Source organism: Bifidobacterium oedipodis (assembly GCF_012932425.1).
GTDB classification, from domain to species: Bacteria; Actinomycetota; Actinomycetes; order Actinomycetales; family Bifidobacteriaceae; genus Bifidobacterium; species Bifidobacterium oedipodis.
In genome coordinates this window covers 301291-314008 of record NZ_JAAIII010000002.1, presented here as the reverse complement: position 1 = coordinate 314008, position 12718 = coordinate 301291, and the positions used below count along the sequence as shown (strand labels likewise).

Genomic DNA, 12718 nt, shown 5'->3' with positions numbered 1-12718 from the left:
CACAGGTGCGGAAGCTGCGCATAGCGCGCCCGCATCGAACATCCCGCCATTGCACCATGCAGTGGTGGCTCTTGGCGGCAATGTGGGCGAGGTCGCCCAGACTTTGCGTGCGGCAGTGCGCGACATCGATGCATTGGCCGGCACACAAGTAACTGGTATTTCGCCGTTGTATCGCACTGCGGCATGGGGCATGGCCGATGGCACACCGGATTTTCTCAACGCCGTGGTGGAAATCGAAACCACAATGGGCTCGCACGAATTGCTCGCCGCTTTGCAAGGCATTGAAGCGGCACATGGCCGTGTGCGTGAGGATCACTGGCAGTCACGTCCATTGGATCTTGACATCATCGACTTTGACGGTGTCACCAGCGCCGACCCCGACCTATGTCTGCCCCACCCGCGCGCATGGCAGCGAGCCTTTGTGCTGGCACCATGGAACGCGCTCAATCCCAATGCGCGGCTGGCCGGCGCACACGGCGGACTGGTTACCGATTTGCTGGCACAGGCCGCCGACCGTGACGCCGTGCGACTGGATTGCGAGGATTGGATGCTCGCCTCCCACACCGACAACGCGCCGGCAGATGATGCGCCTGTCCAAACATCTGGGGAGACCGGTTCGCCAGCCGCAGCATCCGCCCAGCAGCCGGCATCTGCCACTCCACTGTGGCGTGCGGCCGTAATCTCCATGGATTCCACCTCCACCGACGCTGAACGTATGTTCCGCCAGGCCATCGTGTCACTGGATGGTATTCCGGGCGTACAAGTGCAGGGCATTTCACCGCTGTATCACGTCTCTCATTTTGATGGCCCGGATGCGATGAGCGCGGTGGTGCAGGTGGAAACCAACCTGCCCGCAGCGGATCTGATCGCTGCACTGGGCACCATCGAAACCACTCATGAGAAAGCCATCGACCTTGATCTGGTGGATATGGAAGGCGTGAGCGCCGACGAACCCCACTGCCGCGTGCCTTGGCCCTCGGCCCGTGAACATGCTTCGGTGCTGGCACCGTGGATGGATATGGATCCGAACGCCACACTGGCGGGCGATCCCGTATCCTTCCTGCTGGCTATGGCACCGGACGCCGGTCAGGTGGGCATGTTGTCGGATCATTGGATTATCGAACAGTAAGCCAGCGCAACGGACAACAAACATCAGTAACCCCAAGTCAATACATCATTAATACAGCGTCAGCGCACGTGAACGCAGCGAACAAGGAGGCCGGATGAAGGCGAAACGCACCCCATGGTGGCAATATGCGATTGCCCTGGCAATAGGCCTGCTGGCCGGAACCGGATTGGCCGTATACGGCGAGAGTTCCGGGCTGTCACTTATTGGTACGCCTTGGCTGGTTGCCGGATTGCTGGCATTGTTGGGCGTGGCGGTGCTGGTGCTGTCATTGCAAGTGCATCAATACGCGAACACTGATCCGAAGAAGCGGCCGCATAGCTTCGTCAATCCTACGGTGGCCGTATATACGCTGGTGCTGGCCAAGGCATTGGGCTTGGCGGGCGCAGCGTTGACCGGCTGGTATGTGGGGCAGATTCTGATGAGTCTGAGCCACATGGAAGCGGCGTACTATCACGATGCGATTGTGCAGTGCGCCATCGCAGCGGTGGTGAGCTTGGCCGATATGATTATCGGCATTATTGGCGAATGGCTATGCCAACTGCCGCCATCCGAAGGTGCGGAACACCCCAAAATGAAGCAGAAGGCCAAGCGCCGGGGCGTTGTGCCGGCGGCAAATGCAACCAGCACAACGCAAACCAATATGACTGGCCGCGACGAGTAAATCGAGCGGTAAGAACGCTGCTGCGATACTTTAGGCTTTCGCGGCCGGTGTCTGCGGCACGCGAATCATGGCCTCCTGCGCCATGCACGCCACCAGTTTGCCGTCGCGCGAATACACCTTGGCCTTGGCCAGACCGCGGCCGTGGCCGGCCACCGATGTATCCTGCACGAACAGCATCCAATCGTTCACATCCACATCGGCATACCACCAAATCGAATGGTCGATGGTGGCATACGACATGCCGGGAGTCATGAAGCTAAGGCCGGCGCGGCGAACAATCGGCTCCATCATGATCTGATCGCAACCCATCGCCATAATCGCACGATGGCACAGCTGCGGCAGATCGACATGGCCGTCAACCTTCATCCACACCAGCTGATGGCCGCTGTCTTCGGCCGAAGCCTTTTTATCGGAGCCGAGCATCACGGTTTTGCTGACGTGGCGGATATCGAAAGCGGATTTGGTTGCATAATAGTCCGCGAACGGCGACTGGTCGGCAAATGGCTCCATCAGCTGCTTGGCGGAGGTCAGGCTGTCAGGATCAGGCACATCGGTCGGCATCGGGTCGCTGAATTCCACGCCGGACTGGCCATGCTTCTGGAAGCTGACGATGGCCGTGAGAATCGGGCCCTCGGACTGGGTGACGTTCACGCGGCGGGCCGAGAATGAGCGGCCATCGCGCAGATTTTCCACATCGAAAAGCACATCCTGGCGAATGTCGCCGGCGGTGATGAAGTAGCTGTGAATCGAATTGGGCAGACGATCGACATCAACCGTGCGTGCGGCGGCCACCACCGACTGGGCAATCACCTGACCGCCATAGACGCGGCCGGTGGGGAAGTACAGGCTTTCGCCGTTGATGTACGTGTGGTCACGATAGGGGGAGGGAGTGCCCAGGTGCAGCACTTTCACCAGATGCTCCAACGGTGTAACGGTGTCTGTCTGGGTCATGAATGCTCCTTCGAACATATCGATGTATGTGTGCAATGAGTTTTACTTTAGCCCGATGCCGGTAAAGGCAAACGGCTCGAATTGTAACGAGTACGTATGGAGTGTGAACAGCGGGTTATCAGATGTACGCATGCAAAGAGCCCTCCCCAAGGTGGGGAGGACTCCATAATGCTGCGTTGTGCGGTGCTGTGCGCTACCGGCGCATGGGTACGAATAATCACGCCGCACCGGTGAGAATAATTAGCGCGTCAGCTTGCGGTGCAGACGGTGCGGGCGGGAAGCCTCCTCACCCAAACGTGCTACCTTGTTCTCCTGATAGGCTTGGAAGTTGCCCTCGAACCAGTACCACTTGGCAGGATTGTCGTCATCGCCTTCCCATGCGAGGATATGAGTGGCGACACGGTCGAGGAACCAACGATCGTGAGAGACAACCACGGCGCAGCCCGGGAACTGGATCAACGCGTTCTCCAGGCTCTCCAGCGTCTCGACATCCAAATCGTTGGTGGGCTCGTCGAGCAGCAGCAGGTTGCCGCCCTGCTTCAGGGTCAGTGCCAAGTTCAGACGGTTGCGCTCACCACCGGAGAGCACACCGGTGAGCTTCTGCTGGTCAGAACCCTTGAAGCCGAAGCTGGCCACATAGGCACGCGTCGGCACTTCCACGCCGGCGACTTCGATAAAGTCGAGACCACCGGACACGGCCTCCCACAGGTTCTTGTTCGGGTCAAGGCCGGCACGGTTCTGATCAACATAGCTGATCTTGACGGTGTCGCCGATCTTCAGCTCGCCGCCCGACAGCGGCTCCAGTCCGACGATGGTCTTGAACAGCGTGGACTTACCCACGCCGTTGGGGCCGATCACGCCCACGATGCCGTTGCGCGGCAGTGTGAAGCTCAGATCGTCGATGAGCACGCGATCGCCGAAGGCCTTGTGAATATGGTTGGCTTCGAGCACCATGGAGCCCAGGCGCGGGCCGGCCGGAATCTGAATTTCGGAGAAGTCGAGCTTCTTGTTGTTGCGTGCCTCCTGCTCCATCTGGTCGTAGCGTTCCAGACGGGCCTTGTTCTTGGCCTGGCGGGCCTTGGGGGAGGAGCGCACCCAGTCGAGCTCATCCTTCAGGCGCTTGGCAAGCTTGGCATCCTTGGCGCCCTGGATCTCCATACGCTTGGCCTTGGTCTCCAGATAAGTGGTGTAGTTGCCCTTGTACGGGTACAGCTGGCCGCGGTCGACCTCGCAGATCCACTCGGCCACATTGTCCATGAAGTAGCGGTCGTGGGTGACGGCGATAACGGCGCCCTTGTACTGGTGCAGGAACTGCTCCAGCCACAGAATCGACTCGGCATCCAAATGGTTGGTGGGCTCGTCGAGCAGCAGCAGATCGGGGGCTTCGAGCAGCAGCTTGCACAAGGCCACACGACGGCGTTCACCACCGGAGCACACGCTCACCGGAGTGTCCGGATCGGGGCACTGCAGTGCGTCCATGGCCTGATCGAGCTGCGAATCAAGATCCCAGCCGTTGGCGGCGTCGATATCGTTCTGCAGCGCGCCCATCTCTTCCATCAGTGCGTCGAAGTCGGCGTCCGGATCAGCCATCAGCTCGCCGATCTCATTGAAGCGAGCCACCTTTTCGGCGATTTCGCCGAAGGCCATCTTGATGTTCTCGCCCACGGTTTTCGTGTCGTCCAGCGGCGGCTCCTGCTGCAGGATGCCCACCGTGTAGCCCGGAGTCAGCGTCGCCTCGCCATTGGAGACGGTTTCAAGGCCGGCCATAATCTTGAGCAGCGTGGACTTACCCATGCCGTTAGGGCCAACGACACCAATCTTCGCGCCCGGCAGGAAGCTCAAGGTCACGTCGTTCAAAATCACGCGGTCGCCGAAGGCCTTGCGCGCCTTGATCATCTGAAATACGAATTCAGCCACAATACTTTCCGTTTCTCTTCAGGATTAGGGAATCGGTCAAACATTCCCATTATTCCAAAAGGGGTGAACGGTGGAAGACTTTTCGGCGGGGCCTCAGCTGTTCTTCATAACGATATTGTCGATCACATCCGCCACTTCCTCGCAGGCGTCGATGCATTCCTCCAGCTGGGTGAAGACCTCATGCCAGGCGAATACCTGCATCGGATCGTCGCAAGTGGTGTGCAGCGTGCGCATGGCATCCACGAACAGCGCATCGGCCTCCTGCTCGATGTGATTGATTTCGAACACGAGATTGCGCAGTTTCTTGGCCTTCTTGAAATGATGCATCTGAGCGACAAGCTTCGCCATCGTCTTGCAGGATTTGCGCAACAAATCAACCAGCGCAAGCGCCTCGGGGCGGATTTCGGTGATGTTGTCGTAGTACATGCGGTGCAGCACACCTTCGATCTCATCGGTAACGTCATCAAGGCTGCCGCTGAGTGCGGCGATGTCCTCGCGGTCGATGGGCGTGATGAACGCGGTCACCAGCGCATCCACCAAGCTGTGGCGCACGCCGTCGGCGGCCTGCTCGATCTCATGCATGCGGTCGATCTGCTCCTTCAGGCCATCCGGCTTGAAGTCATGCATCAGCTCATCCAGCATGGTGGAGGCCTGCAGCGCATATTGCGAACTTTTATCGAAGGAATCGAAATAGAAGGAGTCTTTGATCTTTGCCATCGGCGATGGTTCCTTTCATTGGGATGTGCACGGCCGCATCCGTTGTGGCCGTTGCGATTGGGAGTGGTTAAGAACGATTGAGAACGGTCTAGAACACCAAGATGAACAGCTTGGCCATAACGAAGCTGATCAGGCCGCAGCCGGGGAAGGTGAACACCCAGGTGAGCATCATGTCTTTGACAACACCAAAGTTGATTGCCGACAGGCGCTTGACGGCACCGACGCCCATGATGGCGCTGGTTTTGGTGTGCGTGGTGGACACGGGGATACCCAGCAGCGTCATCAGCAGCAGGCACAACGCGCTGGAAAGATCGGCGGAGAAGCCTTGGAACTTTTCCAGCTTGACCATGTCCTGGCCGACCGACTTGATGATGCGCTCGCCGCCCACGCTGGTGCCCAAGCCCATAATCACGCTGCACAGCAGCATCAGCCAGACGGGAATCAGCACGCCGGTCACGCTGGTCTGCCCGTTGCAGAATGCCATGCCGAGGAACAGCACACCAATGAATTTCTGACCATCCTGCGCGCCATGCATGAAACTCATGGCTGCAGCGCCGGCGATTTGCGCGTATCGGAAGAAACCGTTGGCGCCACGTCGGTCAAGCCCTGCACACAGCACCGTGACGACTTTGCAGACCAGCCAGCCGATACCGAATCCGAACAGCAGACTTGCCGCCAAGCCATAGAGCACTTTGACCCATTCGTGCATATTGATGCCGGCAATGCCGCTTTGGATGGCGATTGCCGCTCCCGAAAGGCCGGCGATAAGGCTGTGGCTTTCGGAAGTGGGGATGCCGAATCGGGCGGCTGCGACACTGTAGATCACAATCGAGAACAATGCTGCGCACAATGCGATCAGTGCTGATTGGCTGTCGCCGCCAAAATCAACCATATTGCTGATGGTTGAGGCCACCGACGCATTGATCTGCGTCATAATCAGCACGCCAAGGAAATTGAATATGGCCGCCATGATGATGGCGGATCGCACTTTCATGCATCGGGTCGTCACACAGGTGGCGATGGCGTTGGGGGCATCGGTCCAGCCGTTGACGAAAATTACGCCAAGCGTCAGCACTGTGGTCATCAGCAGTGCTGGATTCGAAAGCACTTGCTGGATGAAGTGCATCATCGATACGTCCACGGGGTTGGTTCACACTCCTCGGTTTTCATCAACGAACACATCGAGTCTACCTGAACCTCACCTGAGAAACTACGTAGGCGCGCTGTTGAAAGTCGAACCATGCCGATGACAGTGTGGATGGTGGCGTGGATGACAGTGTAAATGGTGGATCCGGCGAATCCGCAGTGGTCACGACCGGCGTTTTATCGACGTATTTCTTGGGTTGTGATAATCCTCGTTGTCACAACCTACGAAATATCGGCATTATTGCGGGGTAGTGATTGTTCCGTTCTGTCACAACCCCAGGATTATCGGCATATGTGCGGGTTGTGATAGCCGTGCCGTATCAGAACCGTGGAAATATGGCGATATCTGTGGGGTAGTGATAAAGAGCACCCATCACTGCCCCACAGATATGCGTGTATTTCAAGGGTCGTGATATATACGAAAATCACGCCCTCCGAATTATGCTGATAATTCCGGGGTTGTGATGCGTGATGATGCGTTGTTATGGCATCATCGTCGCATCAGTGCGGTATCGGTGCCGCCACCGCTGCCGGGAGTATGGTGTCCCGGCAGCATCAAGCCGGTTTGCCGACCCAACTTTCGACAAACCGGCGCGCAGCGTCCCCCAAGAGATGCTGGTCTGCGACCATGCGCGAACCTTGAACTCCAGTATTGGAGCTTATCGTTACCGTGGTGTTACCTGACCAGATGCCGAAGCGAACGTGAATCCACGGCCGCCGCCATATCCTCCCAGTCAAGTCCGGTATCGTTGGTGCGACCATAGAAGAATCTCACCAAATCGGCGAAATCCGGGCATTGCCTTGTTTCACAGAATGCGCTGGCGATGGCACGCTTGGCCTCGGGCGAATCAGGGCGGCGGGCCTCATACAGCGGAATGGCACATTGCCGCCACGCACCTCGTGCGCGGGCGATGCGGTTGACGATCATGCCACCATGCGCACCGTCATATTGCGCGGCTACCGGCGGGCAATCCACCATATATTCGCCGCCGTGGATGATGTCTTCCAAATCCAGCAGGCCCGTCGCCGCGTTTGCATCGTTGATCCAGAATACCGAAGCGAAGTTGGTGGAGTCGATTTCCAGAAAATCGGACATTTGCCGCTCTCCGACGCGATCATCATGCCGATGCAGGAACTCGGCTATGGACAGGAACGGCGAAATGCCCTCATCCTGGTCATCTTCGAATTCTAGGCGCAGATCCGTGCAATCGTTGCCGGTTACCAAGCCGGTGATCGAGCAGTCGAATGCGAACCAATCCCAGAACGACCATTCGATAAGCCTCAGCAGTTTCGGCGAACGCCTTTTGAATGGGCTGATATTGATTTTGCGGTAGAACGTGCGTCGAGCTTCAGCGTAGATGGCCAGATTGTGCCGTTTGAACATTTCGGCCACGTCCTTGGTGTCCAACATCGCCGGTGCGCCCGGATCCTCAGTGTCAATCATGGTCTCGGTCATGATGGTTCCCCTTCCTGGAACTTTGCCGGCAGGCTTCGGTGCCCGCCGTGAGGCACACTGTATGCCGGTGCGCGATGGCGGTGCAAGCGGCTTAGGCAAAGTTGTGGATAAGTGGAAAACTCAATGATTCCAAGCATTATGAAATGTGCATAACCGACTGCCGGTCTGGTGGATAACCTTGGGATTCGCCTATTTGCCCACTGTGTTATCCACTATCTACAGTGCCCTCGGCGTGTCATCCACAGGTGGGTGATTACAAACTACTGCGCGGCTGATTGAGCAGTCGGGTAGTTGAATGGTTGCGTAGTTGAACAGCGTAGCTGAGTTGAATATGGCAACGGCCCCGAAGCAGCCGCATCATGCGGTGGAATTGCTTCAGGGCCGTTTCGCTGCGGTTTGTTGTCGCAACGTTTATTCGTCCGTTACAACAGATAGTTGGACGGGCATTAGTCGGGTATAAGCAGGCACTAGTTGATGGTGGCGAGGGCTTGATCGAGATCGGCGATGATATCGTCGGCATTCTCGATGCCACAGCTCAGTCGCACCAGATCGATGCCGACGCCGGCCTCCTCAAGCTGTTCCTCGGTGAGCTGGCGATGGGTGGTGCCAGCCGGGTACAGCGTGCAGCTGCGCGCGTCGGCCACATGCGTGGCGATCGACACCATCTTCAGCCCATCGAGGAAGGCGGAGACCTTCTCACGGCCGCCGGGCACACCGAAGGAGATGACGCCACAGGTGCCGTTCGGCATGTACTTCTCGGCCAGCGCGTGATACTTGTCGGATGGCAGGCCTGGGTAGTTGACCCACGAGATGCGCGGATCGGTGGCGAGGAATTCGGCCACCTTCTGTCCGTTTTCGCAGTGGCGGGCCATACGCAGGGCGAGGGATTCCAGATGCATGCCCATAATCCACGAATTGATAGGAGCGGGCGTGGAACCGAAGTCGCGCATCAGTTGTGCGGTGGCCTTGGTGATGTAGGCTGCTGGGCCGAAGTCCTTGGCATAGGTGACGCCATGGTAGGAATCGTCGGGGGTGGTGAGCCCCGGGAACTTGTCGGCGTGGGCCATCCAGTCGAAGTTGCCGGAGTCGACGATCGCGCCGCCCACGCAGGAGCCATGGCCATCCATGTATTTGGTGGTGGCGTGGGTGACGATGTCAACGCCGAATTCGAAAGGTCGGCAATTAATCGGCGTGGGGAAGGTGTTGTCCACAATGAACGGCACGCCATGGTTGTGCGCGGCGGTGGCGAACTTCTCGAAGTCAAGCACGATCAGCGCCGGATTGGCGATGGATTCGCCGAACACGGCCTTGGTATTCGGGCGGAATGCGGCCTCAAGTTCTTCGTCAGTGCAGTCGGGGCTTACGAACGTGCATTCGATGCCCATCTTGGCCATCGTCACATTGATGAGATTGAAGGTGCCGCCATAGATTGCGGAGGAGGCGACGATATGGTCGCCGGCGTTGCAGATGTTGAACAGGGCGAAGAAGTTCGCGGCTTGGCCAGAGCTGGTGAGCATCGCAGCGGCGCCGCCCTCAAGTTCGCAGATCTTCGCGGCCACCGTGTCGTTGGTCGGGTTCTGCAAACGGGTGTAGAAGTAGCCGGATTCCGACAGGTCGAACAGGCGGCTCATCTGTTCGCTCGACGTGTATTTGAAGGTTGTTGCCTGGATGATCGGGGGAGTGCGGGATTCGCCGTTGCCCGGCTGGTAGCCGCCCTGCACGCATGTGGTATCGATCCGTTCGCTCATTCACGCTCTCCTTTGCGCTTCACAACATGGGTTCATCGGTCATCACCACTGTACTCACGCGGGCGACTGTGTTCGCGTGGGCGTTTGCGTGTGCGTGGTGCTTTGCGTTCAGCCGCTCAATAAGCAGACCAGGTCGTTCGATAGGATGCAACGATGGTAAAGCTGTAGCGCTGGGAGTAGGGCGAGGATGGCAAGTGCGATTGAAGTCAAGCAGACGCCGCAGGGCGTGACCGCCGCTGTGGCGGCATCGTTGGTATATGGCATGTTTCCGGTGTATTGGGCCGCTCTTGATACGGTGTCGTCGGTGAACGTGATGCTCTACCGCATCGTCACCGCGGCCGTGGTGATGGTGGTATTCATGCTGCTCACCCGCCGTTGGAGCGGGCTGGTTGCAGCGGTCCGGGCGATGTGGGCCACGCCGAAAGTATTTTGGATGTCCGTCGCCGCAGCGGTGCTGGTCACCATTGATTGGGTGGCCTATATCTATCTGGTGTCAATCGGGCGCACATCCGAAGCCAGCGTGGGCGGATTCCTGCTGCCGCTGATCAATATGTTCTTCGCGCTGGTGTTCCTGCGCGAACACACCAGCCGACTTGGCGCGGCGTCCATGCTAATCGCATTGGGAGGCTGCGTGCTCTACATCATCGACACGGGCGCGTTCCCTGGCATCGCGTTTATTATGGTGCTCAGCTATTCGGGGTATTGCCTGATCAAACGATTCGTGCCGCTTGATCCCTTCCAATCGTTGACGTTTGAAACCGGTGTGCTCACGCCGATCGCTTTTGTGGCGCTCGCCGTGCAGCCTCGCCTTGGTGTGCCGCAGGGAGCGCCCTGGTGGGTGTGGGCGTTGCTGGGCGGTTGCGGTGTGCTGACGGTGATTCCGCTGGTGCTCACCTCATACGGAGTCAAGCATGCGACCTTCCTGACCGTGAGTTTCACGCAATACATCACCCCGACGATTCAGCTGATTTTGGGACTGGTGGTGCTGGGGGAGCAGGTACCGGCGCACCGTTTTGTTTCGTTCTCGGTGATATGGCTGGCGTTGGTGATTTATACCTTTGATTTGGTGCGTCTGCATCGTTCGGCAGCGCGCTAGATGTTGCGACGGTAGGCGATGCAGTTAGGTGATACGTTGGCAGCCGTCGATGTGTTGGCGACAGCTGATTCATCGCAGAAATTACTTTGCTTCGGAGTGTCGCGACAGCCTTGTTAAGGGCGATCTAGAGCTGCAATAATGGCGGAGTCTCAAGGATTTGCAGTAGTGTAACCATAAAAATTCAATGATTTGACAAATATAGTTTGATGGTTTTATTATGTTTCCTGTAATCCGTTACGCCGCATAGCTGCAAAGGAGCGCCCAAATGGGTCTGTGGGATATTGACAAGATTGAGTACGTTGGCCGCGAGAAGGGACCCCAGGAGGGTCTTGCCTTCCATTACTACGACGCCGACAAGGTTGTCGCCGGCAAGAAGATGAAGGATTGGCTGCGCTTCGGCGTCGCTTGGTGGCACACCTTCGATCAGGAACTGGTCGATCCGTTCGGCACCGGCACCTCGCACCGTCCGTGGTACGGCAAGTACTCCAACCCGATGGACGAGGCCCTCGCCAAGGTTGACTACGCCTTCGAGTTCTTCACCAAGCTCGGTGCCGAGTACTTCTGCTTCCATGACCGCGACATTGCCCCCGAAGGCGACACCCTGCGCGAGACCAACGCCAACCTCGACAAGGTTGTCGACCGCATCGAAGAGCAGATGAAGGCCACCGGCGTCAAGCTGCTGTGGAACACCTCCTCCCTGTTCACCAACCCGCGCTTCGTTTCCGGCGCCTCCACCTCGCCGTTCGCTGACATCTATGCCTACTCCGGCGGCCAGCTGAAGCACTCCCTGGAGATCGCCAAGCGTCTGGGCGCTGAGAACTATGTGTTCTGGGGCGGCCGCGAAGGCTACGAGAACCTGTGGAACACCCAGATGAAGCGTGAGCAGGGCCACATGGCTCAGTTCTTCCACATGTGCCACGAGTACGCCAAGGAAATCGGCCTGGATGCCCAGTTCCTCATCGAGCCGAAGGCCAAGGAACCCACGATGCACCAGTACGACTTCGATGCCGCTACCGCCATCGCCTTCCTGAAGACCTACGACATCGACTTCATGAAGCTCAACCTCGAGGGCAACCACGCCAACCTGGCTGGCCACACCTATCAGCACGAGATTCGCACCGCCCGCGAAGCCGGCGTGCTCGGCTCGCTGGACGCCAACCAGGGCGACAAGCTCATCGGCTGGGATATGGATGAGTTCCCGACCGACCTGATGGAAACCACCACCGTGATGTGGGAAGTGCTCGACGAAGGCTCCATCGGCCCGAAGGGCGGCCTGAACTTCGACGCCAAGCCGCGTCGTACCTCCTTCTACGCCGAGGATCTGTTCCGCTCGCACATCGCCGGCATGGACACCTTCGCCATGGGCCTGATCGTGGCCGACAAGATGCACCAGGACAAGTTCATCGAGAACCTGCAGGCCGAGCGTTACGCTTCCTACGACTCCGGCATCGGCAAGGACATCGACGAAGGCAAGGTCACCCTGGCCGACCTCGAAGCCTACAGCCTCGACAAGCCGCAGTCCGAGCTGATCGCCGCCACCAAGTCCGATCACCTCGAGTCCGTCAAGGCCACCATCAACAACTACATCGTCGAAGCCCTGGCTGAGGCCTGATCATCATGACGGCAGGTGTTGTACTCACGCTCGTCATGCTGGCACTGGTGCCGCTGAAGCCGGTTTGGAGGCCGAAGCTGTGTGCTCTGCTTGAACAGACGGGCAGCCGGGCCGACACCGGCGAGTGCGCACCTGCCGAGGCCACCACAGTGTGATGGCCTGACCAAGACGTCTGTTCGCGCTTATTCCGTTCCAACGGATGAGCGCAACAGGCATCACAGTATTGTTCTTCTCTCCTTCTCCTTCCTTCCGTATCGGAAAGCCGTCCGCAGCATTCGTTGCGGG

At 58.3% G+C, this 12718-nt stretch carries 9 protein-coding genes and 1 pseudogene; 4 read left to right on the top strand and 6 right to left on the bottom strand.

Translation table 11 applies throughout. The features are described 5' to 3' along the window. Positions 1–52: 52 nt before the first annotated feature. Together folK and G1C95_RS04565 are read left to right on the top strand one after the other, a co-directional pair. Positions 53–1129: pseudogene (gene folK, locus G1C95_RS04570) on the top strand (2-amino-4-hydroxy-6-hydroxymethyldihydropteridine diphosphokinase); the annotation flags it as partial. 94 nt (positions 1130–1223) lie between these two features. Next, positions 1224–1790: a DUF3180 domain-containing protein gene (locus G1C95_RS04565; protein ID WP_169171762.1), complete on the top strand. Its 567-nt coding sequence runs from the start codon at positions 1224–1226 to the stop codon at positions 1788–1790. Between the two features lie 30 nt (positions 1791–1820). Here G1C95_RS04565 and G1C95_RS04560 read toward each other — a convergent pair whose 3' ends face one another. The 6 genes from G1C95_RS04560 to G1C95_RS04535 form a co-directional block, all read right to left on the bottom strand. Continuing rightward, positions 1821–2741, bottom strand: a complete 921-nt coding sequence (locus tag G1C95_RS04560) for an acyl-CoA thioesterase (RefSeq protein ID WP_169171761.1) — start codon at positions 2739–2741, stop codon at positions 1821–1823. A 240-nt stretch (positions 2742–2981) separates the two neighbouring features. After that, a complete protein-coding gene (ettA, locus tag G1C95_RS04555) occupies positions 2982–4658 on the bottom strand; it encodes an energy-dependent translational throttle protein EttA (RefSeq protein ID WP_169171760.1) in 1677 nt (558 codons plus the stop codon). A 93-nt stretch (positions 4659–4751) separates the two neighbouring features. Then, positions 4752–5375 carry a DUF47 domain-containing protein gene (locus G1C95_RS04550; RefSeq protein ID WP_169171759.1) on the bottom strand — a complete coding sequence of 208 codons (624 nt, stop codon included), beginning with the start codon at positions 5373–5375 and terminating at the stop codon, positions 4752–4754. Positions 5376–5463: 88 nt separating this feature from the next. Next, complete coding sequence (locus G1C95_RS04545) at positions 5464–6516, bottom strand: inorganic phosphate transporter (protein WP_169171758.1); 1053 nt, start codon at positions 6514–6516, stop codon at positions 5464–5466. 681 nt (positions 6517–7197) lie between these two features. Next, positions 7198–7977 (bottom strand): hypothetical protein, encoded by a 780-nt coding sequence (locus tag G1C95_RS04540; protein WP_169171757.1) that lies wholly within the window; start codon positions 7975–7977, stop codon positions 7198–7200. 467 nt (positions 7978–8444) lie between these two features. After that, on the bottom strand, positions 8445–9725 hold the full coding sequence (locus G1C95_RS04535; RefSeq protein ID WP_169171756.1) for an O-acetylhomoserine aminocarboxypropyltransferase/cysteine synthase family protein: 1281 nt from the start codon (positions 9723–9725) through the stop codon (positions 8445–8447). Positions 9726–9912: 187 nt separating this feature from the next. Here G1C95_RS04535 and G1C95_RS04530 point away from each other — a divergent pair, with 187 nt between their 5' ends. Next, entirely contained in the window at positions 9913–10821 is a 909-nt protein-coding gene (locus G1C95_RS04530; protein ID WP_169171755.1) for an EamA family transporter, read from the top strand. Positions 10822–11086: 265 nt separating this feature from the next. Then, positions 11087–12433, top strand: coding sequence for a xylose isomerase (gene xylA, locus G1C95_RS04525; protein WP_169171754.1), 1347 nt, complete (start codon positions 11087–11089; stop codon positions 12431–12433). Positions 12434–12718 lie beyond the last annotated feature (285 nt).

Excerpts from the sequence above, each read along its gene's own strand:
- G1C95_RS04530 (WP_169171755.1), top strand. The coding sequence starts at position 9,913 with ATGGCAAGTGCGATTGAAGTCAAGCAGACGCCGCAGGGCGTGACCGCC.
- G1C95_RS04540 (WP_169171757.1), bottom strand. The coding sequence starts at position 7,977 with ATGACCGAGACCATGATTGACACTGAGGATCCGGGCGCACCGGCGATG.
- xylA (WP_169171754.1), top strand. The coding sequence starts at position 11,087 with ATGGGTCTGTGGGATATTGACAAGATTGAGTACGTTGGCCGCGAGAAG.
- G1C95_RS04565 (WP_169171762.1), top strand. The coding sequence starts at position 1,224 with ATGAAGGCGAAACGCACCCCATGGTGGCAATATGCGATTGCCCTGGCA.
- G1C95_RS04560 (WP_169171761.1), bottom strand. The coding sequence starts at position 2,741 with ATGACCCAGACAGACACCGTTACACCGTTGGAGCATCTGGTGAAAGTG.
- G1C95_RS04550 (WP_169171759.1), bottom strand. The coding sequence starts at position 5,375 with ATGGCAAAGATCAAAGACTCCTTCTATTTCGATTCCTTCGATAAAAGT.
- G1C95_RS04535 (WP_169171756.1), bottom strand. The coding sequence starts at position 9,725 with ATGAGCGAACGGATCGATACCACATGCGTGCAGGGCGGCTACCAGCCG.